Annotated in this window: 21 protein-coding genes, 2 tRNA genes and 2 pseudogenes; 10 read left to right on the top strand and 15 right to left on the bottom strand. The window is 29.1% G+C overall.

The features are described from left to right. The 4 genes and pseudogenes from GQ540_RS06475 to priA form a co-directional block, all read right to left on the bottom strand. Window positions 1-120 (bottom strand): annotated as a pseudogene (locus GQ540_RS06475) (50S ribosomal protein L9); the annotation flags it as partial. Window positions 121-133: 13 nt separating this feature from the next. After that, window positions 134-427 (bottom strand): 30S ribosomal protein S18, encoded by a 294-nt coding sequence (gene rpsR, locus GQ540_RS06480; protein ID WP_291799102.1) that lies wholly within the window; start codon window positions 425-427, stop codon window positions 134-136. A 3-nt stretch (window positions 428-430) separates the two neighbouring features. Beyond that, entirely contained in the window at window positions 431-772 is a 342-nt protein-coding gene (gene rpsF, locus GQ540_RS06485) for a 30S ribosomal protein S6 (RefSeq protein ID WP_291799105.1), read from the bottom strand. Between the two features lie 152 nt (window positions 773-924). After that, complete coding sequence (gene priA / locus GQ540_RS06490) at window positions 925-3,345, bottom strand: primosomal protein N' (RefSeq protein ID WP_291799108.1); 2,421 nt, start codon at window positions 3,343-3,345, stop codon at window positions 925-927. A 231-nt stretch (window positions 3,346-3,576) separates the two neighbouring features. On the opposite strand from priA, the gene GQ540_RS06495 reads away from it, so the two are divergent. After that, the gene (locus GQ540_RS06495; RefSeq protein ID WP_291799111.1) at window positions 3,577-4,632 is read left to right on the top strand and encodes a hypothetical protein; all 1,056 of its coding nucleotides are present in this window, start codon (window positions 3,577-3,579) and stop codon (window positions 4,630-4,632) included. Between the two features lie 61 nt (window positions 4,633-4,693). Here GQ540_RS06495 and GQ540_RS06500 read toward each other — a convergent pair whose 3' ends face one another. After that, entirely contained in the window at window positions 4,694-5,530 is an 837-nt protein-coding gene (locus tag GQ540_RS06500; RefSeq protein WP_291799114.1) for an FKBP-type peptidyl-prolyl cis-trans isomerase, read from the bottom strand. A 79-nt stretch (window positions 5,531-5,609) separates the two neighbouring features. On the opposite strand from GQ540_RS06500, the gene GQ540_RS06505 reads away from it, so the two are divergent. The 3 genes from GQ540_RS06505 to GQ540_RS06515 are packed head-to-tail and all read left to right on the top strand — an operon-like array spanning window position 5,610 to window position 7,072. Further along, window positions 5,610-5,981, top strand: coding sequence for an RNA-binding S4 domain-containing protein (locus tag GQ540_RS06505; protein WP_291799117.1), 372 nt, complete (start codon window positions 5,610-5,612; stop codon window positions 5,979-5,981). Further along, window positions 5,981-6,568 carry an SAM-dependent methyltransferase gene (locus GQ540_RS06510; protein ID WP_291799120.1) on the top strand — a complete coding sequence of 196 codons (588 nt, stop codon included), beginning with the start codon at window positions 5,981-5,983 and terminating at the stop codon, window positions 6,566-6,568. The genes GQ540_RS06505 and GQ540_RS06510 overlap by 1 nt, the downstream gene beginning before the upstream one ends. A gap of 6 nt (window positions 6,569-6,574) precedes the next feature. Next, window positions 6,575-7,072 carry a phosphoribosyltransferase family protein gene (locus GQ540_RS06515; RefSeq protein WP_291799123.1) on the top strand — a complete coding sequence of 166 codons (498 nt, stop codon included), beginning with the start codon at window positions 6,575-6,577 and terminating at the stop codon, window positions 7,070-7,072. Here GQ540_RS06515 and GQ540_RS06520 read toward each other — a convergent pair. Continuing rightward, the gene (locus GQ540_RS06520; RefSeq protein ID WP_291799126.1) at window positions 7,064-7,573 is read right to left on the bottom strand and encodes a shikimate kinase; all 510 of its coding nucleotides are present in this window, start codon (window positions 7,571-7,573) and stop codon (window positions 7,064-7,066) included. The genes GQ540_RS06515 and GQ540_RS06520 overlap by 9 nt on opposite strands. A gap of 121 nt (window positions 7,574-7,694) precedes the next feature. On the opposite strand from GQ540_RS06520, the gene GQ540_RS06525 reads away from it, so the two are divergent. Together GQ540_RS06525 and GQ540_RS06530 are read left to right on the top strand one after the other, a co-directional pair. Next, a tRNA-Lys gene (locus tag GQ540_RS06525) sits at window positions 7,695-7,767 on the top strand. A gap of 57 nt (window positions 7,768-7,824) precedes the next feature. Next, window positions 7,825-7,908: transfer RNA gene (locus GQ540_RS06530), tRNA-Leu, on the top strand. A gap of 109 nt (window positions 7,909-8,017) precedes the next feature. Here GQ540_RS06530 and GQ540_RS06535 read toward each other — a convergent pair. Beyond that, window positions 8,018-8,935 (bottom strand): EamA family transporter, encoded by a 918-nt coding sequence (locus GQ540_RS06535; protein ID WP_291799129.1) that lies wholly within the window; start codon window positions 8,933-8,935, stop codon window positions 8,018-8,020. A 231-nt stretch (window positions 8,936-9,166) separates the two neighbouring features. Here GQ540_RS06535 and GQ540_RS06540 point away from each other — a divergent pair, with 231 nt between their 5' ends. Together GQ540_RS06540 and GQ540_RS06545 are read left to right on the top strand one after the other, a co-directional pair. After that, window positions 9,167-10,234: a 6-phosphofructokinase gene (locus GQ540_RS06540; RefSeq protein WP_291799132.1), complete on the top strand. Its 1,068-nt coding sequence runs from the start codon at window positions 9,167-9,169 to the stop codon at window positions 10,232-10,234. Between the two features lie 46 nt (window positions 10,235-10,280). Next, entirely contained in the window at window positions 10,281-11,381 is a 1,101-nt protein-coding gene (locus GQ540_RS06545; protein ID WP_291799134.1) for a 6-phosphofructokinase, read from the top strand. A 75-nt stretch (window positions 11,382-11,456) separates the two neighbouring features. Here the strand turns inward: GQ540_RS06545 and GQ540_RS06550 are convergent, their stop codons facing one another. The 3 genes from GQ540_RS06550 to GQ540_RS06560 form a co-directional block, all read right to left on the bottom strand. Beyond that, window positions 11,457-12,767: a DEAD/DEAH box helicase gene (locus tag GQ540_RS06550; protein WP_291799137.1), complete on the bottom strand. Its 1,311-nt coding sequence runs from the start codon at window positions 12,765-12,767 to the stop codon at window positions 11,457-11,459. Between the two features lie 132 nt (window positions 12,768-12,899). Beyond that, entirely contained in the window at window positions 12,900-15,683 is a 2,784-nt protein-coding gene (locus tag GQ540_RS06555; RefSeq protein WP_291799139.1) for a pitrilysin family protein, read from the bottom strand. Between the two features lie 227 nt (window positions 15,684-15,910). Next, entirely contained in the window at window positions 15,911-17,464 is a 1,554-nt protein-coding gene (locus GQ540_RS06560; RefSeq protein ID WP_291799142.1) for a DEAD/DEAH box helicase, read from the bottom strand. A 206-nt stretch (window positions 17,465-17,670) separates the two neighbouring features. Here GQ540_RS06560 and GQ540_RS06565 point away from each other — a divergent pair, with 206 nt between their 5' ends. Next, a complete protein-coding gene (locus GQ540_RS06565; protein ID WP_291799146.1) occupies window positions 17,671-18,738 on the top strand; it encodes a hypothetical protein in 1,068 nt (355 codons plus the stop codon). Here the strand turns inward: GQ540_RS06565 and GQ540_RS13220 are convergent. From GQ540_RS13220 to GQ540_RS06580, 4 genes are read right to left on the bottom strand one after another with little or no spacing between them, the layout of a single operon-like run. Then, window positions 18,735-19,172, bottom strand: coding sequence for a hypothetical protein (locus tag GQ540_RS13220; RefSeq protein WP_367205962.1), 438 nt, complete (start codon window positions 19,170-19,172; stop codon window positions 18,735-18,737). The two genes, GQ540_RS06565 and GQ540_RS13220, sit on opposite strands and share 4 nt — an antisense overlap. A 49-nt stretch (window positions 19,173-19,221) precedes the next feature. Beyond that, entirely contained in the window at window positions 19,222-19,500 is a 279-nt protein-coding gene (locus GQ540_RS13225) for an MBL fold metallo-hydrolase (protein ID WP_367205963.1), read from the bottom strand. A 59-nt stretch (window positions 19,501-19,559) separates the two neighbouring features. Then, a complete protein-coding gene (locus GQ540_RS06575) occupies window positions 19,560-20,135 on the bottom strand; it encodes a Crp/Fnr family transcriptional regulator (protein ID WP_291799148.1) in 576 nt (191 codons plus the stop codon). Further along, a complete protein-coding gene (locus GQ540_RS06580; RefSeq protein WP_291799151.1) occupies window positions 20,128-21,324 on the bottom strand; it encodes a 6-phosphofructokinase in 1,197 nt (398 codons plus the stop codon). Before GQ540_RS06580 ends, GQ540_RS06575 begins: the two co-directional genes overlap by 8 nt. Window positions 21,325-21,399: 75 nt before the next feature. On the opposite strand from GQ540_RS06580, the gene GQ540_RS06585 reads away from it, so the two are divergent. Beyond that, window positions 21,400-21,876: a hypothetical protein gene (locus tag GQ540_RS06585; RefSeq protein ID WP_291799155.1), complete on the top strand. Its 477-nt coding sequence runs from the start codon at window positions 21,400-21,402 to the stop codon at window positions 21,874-21,876. Window positions 21,877-21,929: 53 nt separating this feature from the next. Here the strand turns inward: GQ540_RS06585 and GQ540_RS06590 are convergent. Further along, a pseudogene (locus GQ540_RS06590) lies at window positions 21,930-22,341 on the bottom strand (hypothetical protein); the annotation flags it as partial.

Raw genomic sequence — 22,341 nt, forward strand, 5'->3', positions numbered from 1 at the left:
AGTTGCTAATACTGCAACCCCTTGAGGAATTAAATGATTACGTCCATAACCATTCTTTACAGCTACAATATCATCTTTAAAACCTAAGTTTTCAACGTCTTGTTTTAATATAATTTCCATAATTCCTGTCTATTTATTTTAACATATCTGCTACATAAGGCATTAAAGCCAAATGACGTGCTCTTTTAATAGCTACAGATACTTTACGTTGATATTTTAATGAAGTTCCTGTTAAACGACGAGGTAAAATTTTACCTTGCTCATTAACCAAGTATAATAAGAATTTTGCATCCTTATAATCAATATACTTAATATTGTTCTTTTTAAAACGACAGTATTTTACAACTTGTTTTGTGTCAATGTCCAGTGGTGTTAGGTAACGAACCTCACCTTGTTTTCCTCCTTTTGCTTGTTGTTCTATAGACATAGCTTATTTTTTAGATGCGTTATTTCTTAGTCTTCTTTTTTCAGCCCAAGCAATAGCATGTTTATCTAACTTTACAGTTAAATAACGCATAACGCTATCATCTCTTCTAAATTCAAGTTCAAATGGAGTAATTGCTTCTCCACTAACTTTGTACTCTAACAAGTGGTAAAACCCACTTTTTTTGTTTTGGATTGCATAAGCTAATTTTTTTAGCCCCCAATCTTCTTTTGATATCATTTCGGCACCTTTAGAAACAAGATAGTCGTTAAACTTCTGTACTGCTTCCTTTATCTGAACTTCAGATAAAACGGGATTCAAAATGAAAACAGTTTCGTAATGATTCATAATTAAAAATTTAAGTTTTTACTTTTAAGGGTGCAAATATACTGTTATTTCCTTAATTGACAAGTAATATTAAAAGTTATTTTGAGGGGGATAAAAGGGTTAAAACAACCATTGAATAGCTCTTAATTTTATTTTTGAACTAAACTTTTAAATTAATAATTATCCACATCAATATTAAATTTTATTGAACGAAAGTCTTTAATTGACTGAAATGAATTTTTTACTCGTAAAATGTTATTTTTTGTAGCAGCCAATGATTGTTTCTGTGGAATTTTCAAAATTAATGTTCTAATATAGTAGTTTCTAATTTTTGATATTGATGGTGTAGATGGTCCTAACACATTTTCTTTAAAAATAGCAGTTAATGATTTTCCTAACCAAATAGCACCACCTTCAACTCTGTTAAAATCTTTATGACGAATCGTTATTTTAATTAACCTATAAAATGGCGGATATTGATATTGCCACCGATCATCTAGTTGCTCTTTATACATTTCCTGATAATTTGTAGTTGAAACTTGTTGCAATATTTGATGGTACGGATTAAACGTTTGAATAGCTACTTTTCCTCTTTTTTTTACACGCCCTGCTCTACCTGAAACTTGTACCATTAATTGATAGCTTCGTTCATGAGCTCTAAAATCTGGAAAATTTAACATATTATCTGAATTCATAATTCCAACTAAAGATACATTTGCAAAATCTAATCCTTTTGATAGCATTTGTGTACCAACCAAAATATCTATTTCTTGTGCTTCAAACTTTCCAATTATTTTTTGATATCCGTATTTTCCTCGCGTAGTATCTAAATCCATTCGCCCAATTTTGGCATTGGGAAAAAGTTCATTTAATTCTATTTCAATTTGTTCAGTTCCAAAACCTTTTGAGTTTAATTTTTCACTTCCACAAGCTCCACAATTATGCAACATTGCCTGATGATAACCACAATAGTGACAGCGTAATTCTTTTCTATAACTATGAAATGTTAAACTAACATCGCATTGTGGGCATTGAGGTGAAACGCCACAGGTTTCGCATTCTATTAATGGTGCATATCCTCTCCTATTTTGAAATAAAATAACTTGTTCTTTAAGTTCTAAAGCGTCAGTAATCATTTCTAATAATCGGTCTGAGAAATGACCTTTCATTCTTTTTTTTCGATGTTTTTCTTTGATATTAACCAATTCAATTTCAGGCAAAAGCACATCTCCATATCTTCTGTTTAATTCAACAAAACCATATTTACCTTGCAATGCATTGTAATAAGTTTCAATTGAAGGTGTTGCTGAACCTAACAAAACTTTTGCCTTGTGTTTATTTGCCAAAACAATGGTTGCATCACGTGCATGATATCTTGGAGCAGGATCGTATTGCTTAAATGACGGTTCATGTTCTTCATCAACAATTATTAAACCTAAGTTTGAAAACGGTAAAAACATAGACGAACGCGCACCTAATATTAGCTGAGCTTTTTCTTTATTTTCTAATACATTATTCCAAACTTCAACACGTTCATTCATTGAATATTTTGAATGAAATACCGATAAATATTCACCAAAATAATATTGTAGTCTTTCTATTAATTGGGTTGTTAATGCAATTTCTGGTAATAAATAAAGTACTTGTTTTTTAGATTTAAGCACTTCCTTAATTAGTTTTACATAAATTTCAGTTTTACCACTGCTTGTAATTCCTTTTAGTAAAGTTGTTTGTTTTGTTTCAAAAGAAGTTTTAATGCTTTCATAAGCAACTTCCTGATGTTCAGTTAATTTTTTTAATTCTGAAGAATTTCCATCAAAATTAATACGGTCTGTTTGAATAAAATAAAATTCAAAAATTTCTTTATCAACTAAAGATTTTACAACAGCATTTGAAGCGTTTGAAGCTTCAATTAGTTTTGTAACTTTTATAGGTTTTTTAAGCGCGTTTAATTGAAAATACGTTAAAACTACATCGCGTTGTTTTTTTGCTCTGCTCAAAGTTTCTATCAATACTGACAGTTTTTCATTTGCACTCCAAGCTTCTTTTAACCTAACGTATTTTATTAATTTAGGTTTGTATTGTTCGTAAATCTGTTCTCTTACAATAATGACATTCTTTTCCAATAATTTTTTTATAATTGGAAAAATTGATTTTTTGCCTAAAACGTTTATAATTTGAGAAATTGAAAGTCTTGCTTGATGCTGTAATGCTTCAAAAATTAAAAATTCCTCGTCTGAAAGTTGTTCTTCATTTGAAAAATTTTGAACTAGCTCAATTTCTGTTTCGCTTTCTAACAAAAATGCCGAGGGTAATGCTGCTCTATAAACTTCACCCAATGAGCACATATAATATGCTGAAATCCATTCCCAATGTTTTAATTGAAGTTCATTAACAATAGGTGATTCATCTAATATTTGATGAATTTCTTTTGCTTCATAACCTATAGGAGCTTCATTATGAATTTTAAAAACTAATGCTGTATAAATTTTAGATTTTCCAAATTCAACAGCTACACGCATTCCTTTTCGTAGAAAAACGGCTTCAGCTTCAGTTATTTTATACGTAAATAACTTTTGCAAAGGAATTGGCAATATGACGTTTATGTAGTTAATACTTTTAAAAAAATTAAAATAGTTGATTGATACAAAAATAATTATTTGAATATGTTAATTGCATAAAATTCTACTTTTTAAATAAAATTATTTTATAATTCTGATTATCAGTAACTTATAATTGTTTTTGTTTTTTGGCACGTTGTTTGTATTTAAGAGTTTGTACAATGCTAGCACAAATAATAGTATGAACCTTTAAAATCCTTTATTATGAAAAACAAGATATTAATATTCGCAACAATAGTATTTGTAAGCTTAACATCATTTGCTACTACAACTACTTCTACATATAATCCTTATTATATTGATTATGGAAATTCATTCACGTTTGTTGAACGAGGTGTCACATTTTCAGTTTTTCAAAATGGAGAATTTGATTTTTATTTAAATCAACGAAATGGTATAAATGTTGGCTATAGAAGCAACAATATTAACATTAGCTATAATTCTGGTTACAATTATGATGCTTATGTTCAATATGATAGTTACGGTGCAATTATTCAAATTGAAAACATTCAAATTTATTATGACTATTATGGTAGAGTTGATAGGATTGGAAACATAAACCTTAATTATCAATATGGAAAATTAGCAAGATTAGGTCGCTTAAATGTTCATTATGATTATTACGGAAACTATTCTTATTGCTCTGGATATATTAATACTTACAATCGTAATTATGTGTATCATCCTTACCATAACTACTTTGCTAGACCTTATTTTGAATATAGAGTTGTAAGTTACAAGCCTTACAGAAACTACTATAAGCCAAATAGATACACATATTACAAAGATCATTCAAGAAATAAATATTATACTAAAAACAATAAACGTTCAAACCATAATACAAGACAACGAATTGCTACTCAAAATATTCCGAAAAGAAAAAGTGATAAAATTGTTCGTGCGGATAGAAATTATAAAACGTATAACAATAGAAAAACTAAAAATACTCGTGAATACTTAACAAATAGTTCAACCAGAAGAAATACAAATAAAACAATTAATAAAAAAAGTAACATAAATGAGCGAAAACCTGTAAGAGTTCAAGAAAAAAGAAGAACAGTTACCAATAAAAGACCTGTAGCTTCTAAGAACAGAAATAAAACAGTAAGTAACAGAACAGTTACCAATAAAAGACCTGTTACTTCTAAGAAGACAACTAAAACAGTAAATAGAAAAAAACCGACTACTATTAAAGCAAGAAAAAGTACTGCAAAAAGAGTAAGTAATAAAAATTCTACTACAAGAAAAAGAAGAAGTTAAATAAAAAACTCGGAGTTTAAAAGCTCCGAGTTTTTTATTCATATTTTAAAAAATAAATAGTTTAATTATCTGCGTCTAAATAATTTGGAATACCATCACTATCATCATCATCATTACTTAAATCCCCATCGTTATTTGCATCTTCATCTTTTGTAAAAATACCATCTCCATCATCATCAATATCTAAATAATTAGGAATTAAATCTCCATCAGTATCATCATTTCTAACATCGCCATCACCATCTACATCTTCAAGAATGGATAAAACACCGTCATTATCATCATCTGATTCATTTACTTCATTTAATGTCATTTGAAAAATTAACGGAGCATTTGGAGGAATAAAACTTTGACCGATATTACCATACGCTAATCCCGAAGGTATAAATAAAATTCCCTTTCCTGAGTTTGTATATTCAAAAGATTCATCTTCATTTATTACTTTATCTCCACCTTTAAAATTTGTAAACCCGTAACTCCAACCATTTATGACTCCTGTAAGTGAAAACCATATTAAAGTAGATCTAGAATCAAAAACAGTACTATCCAATAACATACCTGTATAAGTTGTTAAAACAGAATCAGCTCTTGAAGGCGATTTTAATTCTTCAACTCCTTTAGATTCAGTTAAATAATATAGCTTATAATCTACTTCATTTTCTGTAATATTTTGAATTTCTAATCTTTCATCATCCATTAATGGGCTTTCACCATCCGTGATTGTCCAAATACCACCATCTTCATTTAAATAATGAGTTTGCAAATATTCAACTAAAGCCTCATCATCTATAATTGATTGAGCTGCTGCATCAAAATCTATAACATCATCACTATCATTTTTACAAGAAAAATATACAATTCCAATGGCTAGTATAAAAAATAAATTTTTAAATTTCATTCAGTCTAATTTTTAGTTGCGCAAGATACTATTTTCATACCTTTGACAAAAGAGAATTATCAAAATTTAACGTAATTATATGAGAATTGATAAATACTTATGGTGTGTGAGGTATTATAAAACTAGAAATATTGCAACTGAAGCATGTAGAAAGGGTCATATAAAAATGAATGGAGATACTGTAAAACCCTCAAAAACAGTATTTAATAATGAAAAAATAACAATTCGTAAAAATCAAATTAATTACCAAATTGAAGTACTAGATATACCTGTAAATCGTGTTGGTGCTAAATTGGTTGATTTATACCGAAAAGACATCACTCCTTCTGAAGAATTTGAAAAGTTAGAATTATTAAAATACTCTAAAGATTACTATAGAAAAAAAGGTGAAGGCAGGCCAACAAAAAAAGACAGAAGAGAATTAGAGGACTACCAAACTGACAACAATTAATGAAAACTAATTTGGACAAAACTTATTGGGAACAAAAATATATTGAAAACAACACAGGCTGGGATATTGGAACTGCTTCTACACCTCTAAAGGAATACATTAATCAATTAGCTAATAAAGATCTAAAAATTCTTATTCCAGGTGCAGGAAATTCATATGAAGCTGAGTATTTATATAAATTAGGGTTTAGTAATATTGATGTTATTGATATTGCAAAACAACCGCTAGAAAACCTAAAAAAGAGAATATCTTCATTTCCTGAAAAGCAGTTAATTCAAGATAATTTTTTTAATCATTCAAAAAAGTATGATTTAATTATTGAACAAACTTTTTTTTGCGCATTACAACCAACTCTACGCCAAGCATATGCTAAAAAAATGTCTTCATTATTAAATGATAAAGGCAAATTAATTGGTTTATTATTCAATTTTGAATTAGCCAATGAAGGCCCGCCTTTTGGCGGTTGTTTAGAAGAATATTTCCAATTATTTTCTAATTATTTTAATATTAAAACATTAGAAAACTGCCATAATTCTATAAAACCAAGATTTGGTAGAGAATTGTTTTTTATCTTTGAAAAAAAATAATTTTAAATGGGACATTCTATTATTTTAACCAACGAGCAAATACAACATAAAACAAGGCGAATTGCGTATCAAATTTATGAAGATAATTGTAATGAAACATCAATTATAATTGCAGGCATTAATGGTAATGGTTTTATTTTTGCTCAAAAAATAATGAAACTTCTAAATGAAATTTCAGAATTAAAAGTTATTTTATGTGAAGTTTTTATAGATAAAAAAAAGCCTTTGAATCCAATTTCAACTAGCTTGAATCCTTCAGAATACAAAAACAAATCGTTAGTTTTAGTTGATGACGTTTTAAACTCTGGGACAACACTTATTTACGGAATTAAACATTTTTTAGAAGTTCCTTTAAAACAATTTACTACTGCAGTACTTGTAAATAGAAATCATAAAAAGTACCCTGTAAAGGCTGATTATAAAGGAATTTCATTATCAACTTCAATGCATGAGCACGTTTCAATAGTTTTTGAGTCTAAAAATTCTTATGCAATTTTAGAGTAATTCTAGAAGCTCATTTGTAATTTCTAAAATAGTTTTTTCATTTACAAAAATGGTATGATTTGCTTTTTCATAAAATGGATTACGCTCAAATAAATGTTTTGCAATATATTCTTTCAAATTTTCTTTCCCAATAGCAGCAACTAATGGCCTTTGAGAAGTCTCATTTTTTAAACGATTATATATGGTTACTATTGATGCATTTAAATAAAATGATTTTGAGTTCTTTTCTATAAGTTTTATGTTATTTCCATAACATGGAGTTCCTCCACCTAAAGAAATAATGCAATCATCCTCTAATTTTAATAATTCATGCAAATATTCACCTTCTATTTTTCTAAAATAAATTTCACCTTTTAATTTGAAAATTTCAGCAATTGTCAATTGCTCTTTTTCTTCTATAAAACAATCTAAATCAGTAAATTGAATTCCTAATTTATTTGCTAAAACAACTCCTATCGCTGATTTTCCACTTGCCATATAGCCTAATAAAACAATTTTCATGATTGAATTTTCTTTAATTTACATTTATAAAACAAATATCGTTTAAAAAACAACATAAAAAAACTTGTTTTTTTAAATATTGATAGTATATTTGCACTCGCAATTGCGGAAAAGGAGAATTGACCTGGTAGCTCAGTTGGTAGAGCACCTCCCTTTTAAGGAGGTGGTCCTGGGTTCGAGCCCCAGCCCGGTCACAAAAAAAAGTTGAGCTTAATGCTTAACTTTTTTTGTTTCTAATATATATTTCTATAGCACATGTGGCGGAATTGGTAGACGCGCGGGCTTGAGGGGCTCGTGTCCGTAAGGACGTGCAGGTTCGACTCCTGTTATGTGCACAAAATAAACTCTTAAGAAGAAATGAGTTACTTTAACTTAATTACCAAGTTTTAAATAGTTTTTTTTGTAAGTGTTGAGTTTTTAAATTTTATAATTCCTATCATTTCGTTACTTTCTAAACCTTGAATAAATTACTAATTTTCGCTTCGTGTTTATAAAATAAACTCCAGTTAAAAGAATTACAGCTGCAATAATAGATTGTGTTGTAATTTGTTCATTTAAAAAATACCAACCTAAAGCCATAGCAATAATTGGGTTTACATATGTTGAAGTTGCTACTTTTTCTGGTGAGACAGATTTTAACAAATAGTTAAATGATGTAAATGCAACAATGCTTCCAAATATAATTAATAACACCATAGATAGTTGAACTGGTTGACTCCACTCTGTAGGATAAATCCATGTTTCACCAAATAATAAACTAGATAGTAATAACATAATACCTCCAGTAAACATTTGGTAACCTGTGTTTACAAAAAAGTTTTCTGGTAAATTTGCTTTTGCAACAAATAAACTGCCATATCCCCAACTTAGCATACAAGTAAAAATCATAATAATTCCCAACATAGTTCCTTCTTGTGTAATAATTTCTTTTTGACTTACTAATAAATAAATTCCTATAACTCCAAGTACAACACCAACTACAGACATTAGTTTAATTTTTTTACCATCAAAAAATCGCATTAATAATAAAACCACCAAGGGTTGTGCAGAAATTTCAAGCGCAGCAAAGCCACTATCAACATATTTTAAAGCCCAAACAATTACTCCGTTACCAAAAGTTAAAAATAAGAATCCTGCAACCATAGTATTCACAAACTGCTTTAATGTTATTTTAAGTGAAAAACCAATGATTTTTGCAATTATAAAAATTAAAATACCTGCTATTGTAAAGCGTATTGAAGCTAACATAAAAGGTGGCAATTCAGTAACAGCAATTTTATTTAATAAATAAGTAGAACCCCAAATCACATAGATTGAAAAAAAAGCAACAACAATAAGTACTATATTTTTAGACTTTTCCATGAGTTTTAAGTTGTTTTTTTGAAGTATCAATATTAGTAAATCCAAATTAATATAGTGCATTATTCCTTCATTTAAATTTAAGCAACTATATTTATATAAATAACAATGATTAAAATCATTGTTACTTATTTAATGTTTCTTTAATTTTACAAACTTTTACTAACGTTACTAACTAGTGTAACAAGACTAAATTTTACTAAAAAAACAATCCCTTAAAATTGGGAAAAAATAATGAAGCAAAGAATTTTAATTGTAAATAGCGGTGGAGACTGTCCAGGAATGAATGCGGTAATTAGAGCCATTGTTAAAAGAACACATCTAGAATCTAATTGGGAAGTTATTGGGAGCATTAATGGTTTTGACGGCATATTATCTGAGCCTTTAGAATTAATGCCACTAACCCAAGAAAAAGTTGAAGACATTCAAACATTAGGAGGAACCATTTTAACCACAAATAATAGACGAAACCCATTTAACTACCCTGTATTACAGGAAGACGGAACTATAAAAAAAATAGATTATACAGATAAACTAATTTACAATCTTAAAGTTTTAGGTTTTGATGCTTTAATTCATATTGGAGGAAACGAATCTCATAAAATTTCACTTAAATTGTATGAAAAAGGAGTAAATATAATTGGAATACCTAAAACTATTAATAACGATTTAGCTATTACAGATTATTCTTTTGGGTTTCAAACTGCAGCACAAGTTGCTACTGAAGCTATTGATAAGCTTGTAACAACTGCAAATTCACATAATCGTGTTTTAATTTTAGAAGTTATGGGACGAGATGCAGGTTGGATTGCTTTGAGTTCTGCCATTGCTGGAGGAGCTGATGTTTGTTTAATTCCTGAAATACAATTTAACATAGATAAAGTTGTTGAAAAATTAAAATCAAGATACACAGCTGAAGGTCGTGGTTTTGCAAATATTGTAGTTGCAGAAGGCGCTTACTTCAAAAATGAAAATGGTGAAATTATTAAAGGGAATATAGCCCGTGAAATTGCCTCTAAATTAAGAGATTTAAATTTTGAAGCTGATATTAGAGAAACTATTTTGGGCCATTTACAGCGTGGTGGTACACCTATTGCTTTTGATCGAATTTTAGCCACTCAACTTGGTGTTAAATCTGTTGAATTAGCATTAGATAAAAAATTTGGGACTATGGCCATTCATAAAAATTCTGACGTTTCTCACATCAATTTAAAAAAAGTAATTAATAAATATAATAAAGTTGATTTATCACATAATTTAATTCACACTGCCAAAGGCATAGGAATTAGCTTTGGAGATTAAAAATAACAATCAACTAGTTAAAAACGAAGAAAATATCTAAATAATAATGAAGAAAAAAGTATTAGTATTAACAGGTGGTGGAGATTGCCCAGGCTTAAATGCAGTAATTAGAGGAATTGTAAAACGAGCTGCACAAACTGAAGACTGGGAAGTTGTTGGTAGTATACAATCATTTGATGGTGTATTACGCGAACCAACTGAAATAATTGAATTATCTGAAAAAAGAGTGTCAGGAATTCACTATCAAGGAGGTACTATTTTAGGCACAACAACTAAAGGAGGTCCTTTGGCTTGGCCAGTTAAAGAAAATGATGGTACTTGGTCATTTATTGACCGTTCAGATGAAATGATTCGCAAACTCAAGCACATGGGCGTTGAAGCCGTTATTAGTATTGGCGGAGATGGTTCACAACGTATTTCTCAAGTCCTTTTTGAAAAAGGATTGAATATAATTGGTGTTCCAAAAACTATAGATAACGATTTATCTGCTACAGATTACACTTTCGGTTATCAAACTGCTGTTCAAATAGCAACTGAGGCAGTAGATAGATTGGTAACAACAGCGGCATCACACAACCGTGTTATTATACTTGAAGTTATGGGTAGAGATGCTGGGTGGATAGCATTGAGTTCTGCCATTGCAGGTGGAGCAGAGATTTGCTTAATTCCTGAGATTCCATACGATATTAATAATGTACTTAAAGTTATAAACAAACGCTTTAAAAATGGGAAAGGACATGTAATTATTGTAGTTGCTGAAGGCGCTAAACCTATGGACGGTGATGTTTTATCTCAAAAAAATGAAGAAATTGGGAATGCAAACCTAAAATTAGGAGGAATTGCAAATAAAATATTGAAAGATTTAAAAACTGCAGGTTGTAATGCTGATATGAGAGAAACTGTGCTTGGACATTTACAGCGTGGTGGTGTTCCAATTGCTTTTGATAGAATTTTAGCAACTCAATTTGGTGTAAAAGCTATGGAATTAGCTCTTGAAAGTAATTTTGGTAAAATGGTTGCTTATCAACATCCAAGCATTGTAGCAGTACCCTTTTTAGAGGCCATTAGCAAATATAATGTAGTTAAACCTGATTCATCCTTAGTTAAAACTGCAAGAGGAATTGGAATGTCTTTTGGAGATAACTAAATTAATATTAAATAGCTATATTTTAGAAATGATAAAACAATTCTAAAATATAGCTATTTTTTGTACTTATCAAAACTAAACAGCATATACTCTTATTTTTCTCTTTTTTAGTTTACTATTGTTAAATTGTTTAATAAGTTCAGTAGCTTTTGAAGCTGACACACCAACAAAAGCACAATCACTCTTCAATTCAATAGTTCCTAATTCATCTTTATTTAATTTTCCTTCCTTAAAGAACAAACCTGCAATATCTCCTTTTGAAATTTTATCTTTTCTTCCTCCTGAAATAAATAACGTTTTCCAATTAGAAGGTTTTGGTGATGGATGTTTTTTTATAATTTCAATTTCACAATTTTGGGTAAAATCTGAAGGCTTTTCATTTTTCCATTGAATTACATAGGCAGTACCTTCACTTTTCATTCTGGCCGTTCGCCCGTTTCTATGTGTAAATTCATCTCTTTTTAATGGAAGTTGATAATGAATAATATATTTTATCTCAGGAATATCTAATCCTCTAGCAGCTAAATCTGTAGCTACAATTAATTGATGCGTTCCATTGCGAAACTTTATAAGTGTTCTTTCTCTATCTCGTTGCTCCATTGAACCATAAAAACAACCATGATTGATATTATTATCTGTTAAATACTCACTTACCATTTCAATTGTATCTCTAAAATTACAAAAGATTATTGCTGGTTCATTTTTTAAAGAACAAACTAACTCTACTAATATTTCTAATTTATCTTTAGTTGGAGAAATTACAGTTTTAACATTTAATAAAGATACTTTATTAGTTAAATAATTAATAGTTTTGGGGCTTTCTAATCCAACAAATTTAGGAATGCTTACTCCTTTTGTTGCTGAGGTTAAAATTCTTTTGTTAACCATTCTAAGCGATGCAATAATTTCAATCATTTCATCTTTAAAACCTACTTCTAACGATTTATCAAACTCGTCTAAAACCAACGTAGTAATATTTTTGGTTAAAAAAGTGCCCTTTCTCAAATGATCTGCAATTCTTCCGGGTGTACCAATTAAAATAGCTGGGCTATGATGTAAATCTATTTCATCTTTAGATATTGAGCGTCCACCATAAACAGCATTAACTTTAAAACCCGTTCCCATTTCTCGTGTAACCTGCTCAATTTGAATAGCTAACTCTCTTGAAGGGACTAAAATTAACACTTGTACATTTAAACAATCTGAATCCAATTCTTTAATAATTGGCAATAAAAAAGCAAGTGTTTTACCTGTTCCTGTTGGTGATAATAACACAACATTTTTACTGGAATTAATTACTAAAGCTGCTTCCTCTTGCATTGGATTTAGCTTCTCAACACCTAATTTAACTAAAATATGTTGTTGCTCTTTTATGTTATTTGCCATATTGCAAAAGTACACTTAATTAAGACAATAGTTTTAATAAAATATTGAGTAAGTCTTATAAAAATAAAAACTTCTTGAAAAAATTATCAAGAAGTTTTTTGGTAGTTTATAATTGTTTTTGAATTAAATTATTTACTGCTTAATTTCCATCTTAATTTGAGGATTAGCAGATTGGTTAATTGGATTTCCATCAGCATCTATTTCAATAATATCATCAAACCCTAATTCCTTTAATTTACCTTCAATTTTTAATTTATCTCCAACCATGAACCAGTTAACTTTACTTGGTTTTACAACTTTTTTACTAACACTTTGCAAATCAGTTAAAGACAAATTTCTCACATTTTCATCATATGTTTGGTAGTAATTATCAGGCAAATTATATTTAACTAAATCATACAATGAATTATTAACAGCTCCATTCGTCTCCCATTGGCCTGGTAATTTTAATATTTGATTTGTTTTCACCTTATCAAGTTCAGCTTGTGTGGCCGGTCTTGTACTTACAAAATCTGAAATTTCTTTTCTTAATTCACTCACAGATTCAGCTGTTTTATCTGTTTGTACAGGCGCATATACTAAAAACGGACGTTCTTGCTGTGCTCCCAAAACAAAACCACCAGCACCATAAGCCCAATGTTTGTCTTCTCTTAAATTCATATTAATTCTAGATGTAAAATCTCCTCCCAATATACTTACCATTTGTTCTAATGCAATTTCAGAAATAGTACCATACTTTTCTGTAAGATGACCTGCAATAATTACTGTTTGTTGAGATTCAGGTCTGTTCATTAAATACAATGTGTTTTTAGTTTTTACTGATGGTTTATTAAATGTAATTGAAGGCACATCTCCTTTTTTCCATTTACCCAAAGATTTTTCTAATTTAGTTTTTAGTTCTTTCATTGAAATATCTCCAGTAACAATTAAAGTTGCATTGTTTGGTTTCATCCAAGTATCATAAAACTTAACAATATCTTCTCTTTTAAAATTTTCAACTGTAGCTTCAAAACCTGTACCAGTATATGGATTACTGTATGGATGACCTTCTCCATAAAGAAATTTATTCATAACTCGTAACGCCATTCCAATAGGCTGAGATTTTTCTTTACGAATATTATTTATTTGTTCAATTTTTAATCTATCAAACTCTTTTTGTGGAAAAGAAGGATTTAAAACAACATCTGCAAAAAGTTCTAAACTGGCATCAAAACTTGGTTTTAAAGTATTCATATAAACATTAGAAATATCTTGATCTGAGTAAGAATTTAAACTAGCACCTAACAATTGTAATTTTTCATTAATTTGAAGTGAATTCAATTTTTTAGTTCCTTCATCTATCAAGTTCATCGCTAAAGCTGAAGTTCCTGGGCTAGCTAAATAATCTGCTTTATAACCTGCATTTATCATTAAATTCATAACAATAGTTGGAATACCTTCTCTTTTAGCTAAAATAATTTTTAACCCATTAGATAGTTTCGTACGCTCTAACTCAGGGAAATTAGCGCTTTTAGGAGTACCAACCTCAGGAATTTTAGATCTATCAATAGAAGAACTTACAACTTTATATTCAGGAAAAGGATTGCATATTAAAGTGTGTTTCCCTTTTGTTAGCCATTTTTGAGCTGTGAGTTTAAGATCTTCAATAGTTGCATCTTGCACATATTTTAAACTTGTTTTATAAAAAGAAGCATCACCAAAATATGTTTCATTTGAAGCTAAAATATCCGAAGTTCCACCAAAACCACCTATACGCTCTAACCCCTTAATAAAATTAGAAAAATAAGAAGCTTTCACTCTTTTTAATTCAGCTTCAGTAGGTCCGTTTTTAATAAAATTATCTAATTCAGCCAATAAAGTAGCTTTCACAATATCAGCATCTCCACCAGGTTTTACATTTGCATAAACAACAAATTCACTAGCAATTTCGCTTGAAGATTGAAATGAGACTGCTGAACTTGCCACTTGATCTTCATACACTAATTTTTTATACAATCTTGAATTTTTTCCACTTGTTAAAATAGCTGCTATTAAATCAAAATTAAGATCCTCTCTATTTCCTAATTCAGGTGAATTCCAAGCAAATAAAATTCTAGTTTCAGGAACTCTATCTTCGTAGACTTGATATGTATCTCCATTATGAATAGGCACATTTATTTCTTGCCTTTCTACAGTTGGTCCAGCAGGTATATCACCAAAATAATTTAATACTTTTGTGTAAATTTCTTTAGGAGATACATCTCCGGCAATTGCAATTACAGCATTCGCTGTTCCATAATAAGATTTAAACCATTCGTGAACATCTTCTAACGAAGCTGCATTTAAATCTTCCATTTCACCTATAACTGTCCAAGAATAAGGATGTCCTTTTGGGTACATCGCTTTTGTTAGTAAACCCCATTGTTTTCCGTAAGGTTGATTTTCTCCTTGTCTTTTTTCATTTTGAACAACTCCTCTCTGTTCATCTAATAACTCTTGATCAATATTCCCCAATAAATGTCCCATCCTATCAGATTCAAGAAATAAAACTTGATCTAGTGCTGCTACAGGTACATTTTGAAAATAATTTGTTCTATCTGAATTTGTAGTTCCATTTACATCTGTTCCTCCAATTCTTTCCAACGCTTGAAAATAATCGTCATTAAAATTTTCACTTCCATTAAACATTAAATGTTCAAATAAATGTGCAAATCCGCTTTTGCCTAATTTCTCATTTTTTGAACCTACGTGATACCAAACATTTACAGCTACAATTGGTGCTTTATGATCTTCATAAACTAATAATGTTAACCCATTTGGCAATACAAACCGTTCATAAGGAATGTCTATTTCACTTGCTTTAAATTCAAAATTTTGTGCTTGTTGACTTTGTATTCCAAAAATTAGAACAATAAATAACAGTGTTAAATTTTTCATAATATATTTATAGTTAGTTAGTTAATTTTATAAATATATATTATTTATTGTTAAGATTAACAAAGTAGAGGTCTTATAAATCTAGAAATAATTTTATACACCATCTAAAATGATGTATAAATGTGTTAATAAAAACGAACATTAGAAACTCTAATTTCTATATATTAGAAGTGTTTTTATATGAAATTGATTTTGTAAGAAGTAACACTAATTTTAACTTAGTTTTATTATTCTTCCGGAGGTCTTCCATGAATAATTTCAAAATCTCTATCAAAATTATCTCTTAAATAAAATCTAAGTTTAGTTCTGTAATCATCTTTTAACCACGTAACAAAGTTATGTGTACTTCTACAAATACATTTTGCATAACGATCTATTCTATGGTCAATGTCATCGCTTAATTTTTTTGATAAATCATAAGCATCATATACATCTTCACTATTTTCAATACAAATTTTAGCGTGGTGAGCTAGAGACTTCTCTAAAACTACTTTAGATGATTCTCCATTACTAATAGATGCTATGTATACTTTTTTCATATCAAAATATACTTCTTCAGAATTTGAAAATTCAGCTCTAAGATCTGCTGGCATTTCATATTTAAAATTACTTTCTAATTCTTCATCACCTAAAATTTTATCTAAATAATAATTTGGTGATCTAAATATTTTTTGCCAATCTAAATCAGATCCCCACTCTCCAAAACGATGTAAATTATTTCCTAAATCTATCACTGAAAACGTAGGTTTATTATTTAAAATACGTGATCCTCTACCAATCATTTGATAATACAATGCCAGTGATTTTGTAGCTCTGTTTAAAATAATTGTATTTACCGTTGGTTCATCAAAACCAGTGGTTAATATACTAACCGAAGTTAAAATTGCGTGAGGTGTTTCTTTAAACCACTTCAGCACCATTTTTCTGTCTGTCTTGCTATATGTGTTGTCTAAGTGAGCAATTGGATATCCAGCAGCTTTAAAGGCTGCAAACACTTGTATTGAAGTGTTAATACCATTATTGAAAATTAACGTTTTTTTACCTTTTGAATGTAATTCATAAGCTTGAACTAACATACCCAACATTTCGTTATTGGTATATAAATCTTCGGAAGATTTCACCGTATAATCTCCATTTGCACCAACTTCTAATGAAGTTAATCCAACATTGTATGAAAAAACCTCAGCACGTGCTAAAAATTCATTTTCAATTAATGAAGCAATTGTTTCTCCAACAATTAACTCATTATAATTATCCTTCATTGGAAGTTTAATGTTTGAACTCAATGGAGTTGCTGTAACACCTAAAATAAAAGATTTGTCAAAAAACTCAAACAATTTAGTAAATGAGTTATAATGTGCTTCATCAATAATTACTAAACCTATATCAGAAATATCAAATTTTTCATCATTTAACCTATTATTTAAGGTTTCAACCATTGCCACAAAGCAACTATAGTTCTCTTGATCGTCTAAGTTGGCTTTACTATCAACCACTTTATTCGCTACGTTAAACTCAGTAAGCATTTTAGAAGTTTGTTTACACAATTCTATACGATGTGTTAACACCAATGCTTTTTTCTTATGATTCTTTAAATATTGACGTACTAGTTCAGAAAATATTACTGTTTTTCCACCTCCCGTAGGCAATTGATACAATAAATGATAATCTTCAGGTGCATCATCAAAACTTTTAAAAATCTTGTCTATTGCCTCTTTTTGATACGAATAAAGATCTTTTCCAGCTTTTATTTCTTCTAATTCTGTAGTTTTTTCAGACACCTTTGTAGCTTTTAGTAGTTTGCAAAAATACTCCCTTTATTAGGTTTATAACAACTATTTACTACTTAAATTTTAATTTAATTTTAACATTTGCTAAATTCACGAATGTTTCACCTATTTAAATACCTGATTATCTGATAAATAGGTATTTATGATTTTTATTTAAAATCTCTATTTTTATTTGGTTAAATTTGAAAAAAACATTTATGAAACCCTTAATATATTGTACGTTTTTTACTATTTTCTTTATAATTGGATGCTCAAACAAAAAAACAAAATCATTAAATTTTACAATTCAGCAAGTAACAATTGCCCCTGAACCAGTTACAAATAATGCAATAAGCATTGCATTTATAAATGAAAATCCATATATTTTTAGTTTTGGAGGTTTAGATAGCACAAAATTATATTCGGGTATTCACCAACGTAATTATAGATATGATTTAAAAAATAAAAAATGGCTACAATTAGCAAATTTACCAGATTCATTAGGCAAAATTGCAAATGCAGCATCATTAATAAAAGATACTATTTATATTATTGGCGGATATCATGTTTTTAAAGATGGAAAAGAAGTTTCATCTAACAAAGTACATCGTTATGCTGTTAAAAACAATCTGTTTTTAGATGATGGAAGTCCAATTCCAACTCCTATTGATGACCACGTTCAAACTGTTTGGAGAGATAGCCTTATTTATGTTGTTACAGGTTGGAGCCAAAAAGAAAATGTTCCTGATGTGCAAATTTACAACCCGTATAAAAACAGTTGGCAAATTGGAACTCCTGTACCAAATACTCATAAATTTAAATCTTTTGGCGCTAACGGTATTATTGTTGAAGACACTATTTTTTATTTTGGCGGAGCTGCGATGGGTGAAAATTTTCCAATTCAATCAATTTTAAGAAAAGGTGTTATTAATGTTAATAACCCTATTGAAATTTCTTGGTCAAGTATTAATTTAGATAGCAGTTCAGCTAGTTATAGAATGGCTGCAACAAAAGTATTTAATACATTGCATTTTATAGGCGGAAGTGCCACAACTTATAATTTTAATGGTATTTCATACAATAAAACTGGTGGTGTTTCACCGCATCAAACAGACTTTATTTATAAGAATGACACCTTTTACAAAAGATTCAATGGCCTACTTCCTATGGATTTAAGAGGATTAGCTTCCGTTAATGATACTCTAAAATATATTTATGGAGGTATGGAGGAAAATCAAAAAGTATCTAATAAAATATTACAGCTAAGTTGGATAACAAAGCATTAAAACTCCATAATTTCTCCATCAATTGGAATATTGATTTTATTAAGAAGTCCTTTTTTAGTTAATACTTCTTTTAATTGCTTACGAGTTGTAGGGCAATGATTTAGCGCTTCTAAATGATTTGCAATTACTTTTTTGGGCGATTTTTCAACAAATTTAACGATATCATCTAAATTCATTAAAAGTTCTTTTCCAATATCAAGTCTTGCAGAACCTGAAGCTACAATTGTAATGTCTGGCTTAAATTCAGTTAACACTTTATCAACATGGTTGGTAAAAATAGTATCTGCGCTAATATAAATTGAAGGTGAACTTGGTAAATTAATATAAAACCCCATAACTTTTCCCATTAGACCACTCACCCATCCGTATCCATGCTTTGCAGGTATTCCAATAATTTCACCACCCAAATAACCTTGACTATCCCAATAATTCAAACTTTTAATTACGTTTAAACCTTTTTTTAACAATACCTTTTCATCCAGATCATATACATACAACAGGGATATTTTTGTGCTTCAAAAACTCTTCACCTGCTTTATCTATATGATCTGGATGCAAGTGTGTTATTAAACAATCTGTTACTTTATCTAAAATTTGTTCACTATTTACTGGTAATCCAACTAAAGGATTTCGTTTTGCTTTGTATCTAAAAAGTGTAAATGGTGCTATTGTCCCTTTTTTTCCTAACATTGGGTCAACCAATACAAACTTATCTTCAATTTCAATTATAAGTGTTGCGTTTCTTAAGTGGTGTATTTTCATTTAGTAGTTGCTTATAAAGCAAAAATATAGTTATTAGTAATTAATTTCGTTGATTCAAATCAAGAAATTTTATTTCTTATCCTACTTAAAGTTTCTGGAGTTATTCCCAAATAGGAAGCTATATGGTATTGTGGTATTTCTTTCAACCAATTACATTTATTTACTAACATTTCATTATATAGTTCTTCAGAACTTTTAGTTATTCTGTTATATTCAAACAATTCTTTTTGTTCTAACAATTTTTGAAATGTTAAATCAATGAAAGATTTACCACAATCATATTTCTTTAACAAGTTTCTAAACTTATTCTTGTCCAATACCTTTAGGCTAGTATCAGTAATACACTCTTGATATTTATTTGTTTCAGTTGAATTGTTAAATGATGAAAAATCTGTTAAAAACCCAGGTTTAGTATAAAAATTTATGTTTGTTTCTTTACTATTAGAAGCATAATATTCTCTAACTATCCCTTTTTCTAAAAATTTTAATTTATTTTCTATTTGCTCAGCTTTAAGAATTAATGAGTTCTTTTTAAAATGGATGGTTTCAAATGAGGCTAATAATTCTTCAACTCCATCTTTATTTAAAGGATAATCTGTTTCAAAAAATTGAGCTAATTTACTTTTACTATTCACTTGTCATAATAAATAAAGGATTCATTTCAAAACTATTATAGTTTGGGCAAAGTCTATCTGTATTATAAAATTTTTCAATATTTACTAATTTTGATTTCCCCGTAACTACATCAATTGGAACATTATCATAACGCCCATTTTTAAGCACTACCAATCTTCCATGAATTCCTTTTAATATTAAATCTAATGCTAAATTTCCGTAAGCCATTGGTACAATTGAATCAATAGCATCAGGATCACCACCTCTAACAAGGTACCCTAATTTTTGATTTATAACATTTATTTTTTTGCCATTATTATATTTAGGAGACATTTCTTTTAATCGTTGTGAAACTACTTCACCAATTCCACCGAGTTTTGCATGACCAAATTGATCTTTCTCTTCGCCTTTAAACATCATTTCTCCACCTTCAAACATGGCGCCTTCAGAAACTAACACTACTGAATATTTACTTGGATTATCATACCTATCTTCAATTAAACGTTCAGAAAGAATATCAATATTAAATTTATACTCAGGAATTACACATCTATTTGCAGCACCTGCCATTGTTGGCAACATTGCAGTAAAACCAGCGTATCTTCCAAAAACTTCTAATACTAAAAACCGTTCATGCGAACCTGCTGAAGTACGCAACGTATTTGTCATATTTATTGTTCTTGTAATACACGTACTAAATCCTATACAATAATCTGTTCCAGGAACATCATTATCCATTGTTTTAGGAATTGCAACAACTTTAACACCTTCCTGATATAAGCGAACACCATAACTTAAAGTATCATCTCCTCCAATAGGAATTAAATAATCAATACCTAAATAATTTAGATTACTTAATACAACTTTTGTCATATCGTTGTACTCTTCTTTAAATTCATCTTTTAAGTGATCAGGAACACTCGCTTTTGGCAGATGACTTGGACGTGTTCTTGAACTATGCAAAAACGTACCTCCTGTTCTACCCGTTTTGTTTACAATTATTTGAGTAAGTTCTATATAATTATTACTATTATCAGATTTTGGATCTTGAATTAATTCTACTATTCCTGCCCAACCACGTCTTAAACCAATAACTCTGTACCCTTCACGTATTGCTCTAATTGTAATTGCTCTAATTGCTGGGTTTAAACCAGGAACGTCTCCTCCACCAGTTAATATTGCAATAGTTCCTCTTACTTTCTTTGCCATTTTAATTGTTTTTTTTAAATGATTAAATTACAAAAAAAATACAAATTAATTCATACTTTTTACTAAATTGTAAATATGAAAGCTGTTACAGTAAAAGAACTAAAAACGGAACTAGCACATCAATCACATCAGGAGATTATAGAATTGTGTTTACGTTTGTCGAAATTTAAAAAAGAAAACAAGGAATTACTCACCTATCTTTTGTTTGAATCTTCAAATGAAGAAGGTTATATAAACACAGTTAAAATTGAAATTGATGAACAATTTGAATTGATAAACACTAAAACATACTACTTTATAAAAAAAAGTGTCCGTAAAATTTTACGAACAATTAAAAAATATTGCAGGTATTCTAAAAACAAAGAAACCGAAGTTGCATTGCTACTCTATTTTTGTTTAAAACTGTATAACTTTAAGCCTTCAATTAAAAATAACACTGTACTTAAAAACATTTTAATTAGGGAAGTAGCTTCTATTAGAAAAAAAATAACTTTATTACACGAAGATTTACAATACGATTATGAAATAGAATTACAAAAATTAAATTTATAAACAGCTTAAAATTTAATTTTAAAGCTGTTTTATATACTATTTTATACCTAAATTTAATTTCTATACAACGGATCTGCTCCTATTGTACCTATCAAACTTTCTAAATAACTAGCTGAATTTATTTCTTCATAATTTTCTTTCACATTCTTCAGCCTATCTAAAATATTCAATTCAGAAACAAGTGAAGCATTCGTTGAATTTGAAATAAAATCTTCTAGGTATGCTATTTGTTTTTTATGAAAATCAATATCCTTTTGCTGTTTCAATGTTAATCGTTCTTTATACCAGCTACTATTAATTATATAATCTCTTTCGAAATATTTTCTTAATTCTGGGTTACTTATTTCTTTTCCTTCAAAATTGCCATAAGCCATTATATGAAGTAAAATTTTTAGTGGTGGTATGGCAGATTCAATACTTCCGTCTTCAAAATAGCGATCTGCTACTTTCTTTTGAGTTTCAACA

Source organism: Lutibacter sp. (assembly GCF_013139515.1).
GTDB lineage: Bacteria > Bacteroidota > Bacteroidia > Flavobacteriales > Flavobacteriaceae > Lutibacter.

What these genes read in the sequence shown, in the direction of transcription:
- rpsF (WP_291799105.1), bottom strand. Translation starts at nt 772, where the DNA reads ATGAATCATTACGAAACTGTTTTCATTTTGAATCCCGTTTTATCTGAA.
- GQ540_RS06535 (WP_291799129.1), bottom strand. Translation starts at nt 8,935, where the DNA reads ATGGAAAAGTCTAAAAATATAGTACTTATTGTTGTTGCTTTTTTTTCA.
- GQ540_RS06520 (WP_291799126.1), bottom strand. Translation starts at nt 7,573, where the DNA reads ATGAAAATTGTTTTATTAGGCTATATGGCAAGTGGAAAATCAGCGATA.
- rpsR (WP_291799102.1), bottom strand. Translation starts at nt 427, where the DNA reads ATGTCTATAGAACAACAAGCAAAAGGAGGAAAACAAGGTGAGGTTCGT.
- GQ540_RS06515 (WP_291799123.1), top strand. Translation starts at nt 6,575, where the DNA reads ATGGGACATTCTATTATTTTAACCAACGAGCAAATACAACATAAAACA.
- GQ540_RS06585 (WP_291799155.1), top strand. Translation starts at nt 21,400, where the DNA reads ATGAAAGCTGTTACAGTAAAAGAACTAAAAACGGAACTAGCACATCAA.
- GQ540_RS06540 (WP_291799132.1), top strand. Translation starts at nt 9,167, where the DNA reads ATGAAGCAAAGAATTTTAATTGTAAATAGCGGTGGAGACTGTCCAGGA.
- GQ540_RS06505 (WP_291799117.1), top strand. Translation starts at nt 5,610, where the DNA reads ATGAGAATTGATAAATACTTATGGTGTGTGAGGTATTATAAAACTAGA.
- GQ540_RS06545 (WP_291799134.1), top strand. Translation starts at nt 10,281, where the DNA reads ATGAAGAAAAAAGTATTAGTATTAACAGGTGGTGGAGATTGCCCAGGC.
- GQ540_RS06550 (WP_291799137.1), bottom strand. Translation starts at nt 12,767, where the DNA reads ATGGCAAATAACATAAAAGAGCAACAACATATTTTAGTTAAATTAGGT.
- GQ540_RS06500 (WP_291799114.1), bottom strand. Translation starts at nt 5,530, where the DNA reads ATGAAATTTAAAAATTTATTTTTTATACTAGCCATTGGAATTGTATAT.
- GQ540_RS06580 (WP_291799151.1), bottom strand. Translation starts at nt 21,324, where the DNA reads ATGGCAAAGAAAGTAAGAGGAACTATTGCAATATTAACTGGTGGAGGA.
- GQ540_RS06555 (WP_291799139.1), bottom strand. Translation starts at nt 15,683, where the DNA reads ATGAAAAATTTAACACTGTTATTTATTGTTCTAATTTTTGGAATACAA.
- GQ540_RS06495 (WP_291799111.1), top strand. Translation starts at nt 3,577, where the DNA reads ATGAAAAACAAGATATTAATATTCGCAACAATAGTATTTGTAAGCTTA.
- GQ540_RS13225 (WP_367205963.1), bottom strand. Translation starts at nt 19,500, where the DNA reads ATGAAAATACACCACTTAAGAAACGCAACACTTATAATTGAAATTGAA.
- GQ540_RS06565 (WP_291799146.1), top strand. Translation starts at nt 17,671, where the DNA reads ATGAAACCCTTAATATATTGTACGTTTTTTACTATTTTCTTTATAATT.
- GQ540_RS06510 (WP_291799120.1), top strand. Translation starts at nt 5,981, where the DNA reads ATGAAAACTAATTTGGACAAAACTTATTGGGAACAAAAATATATTGAA.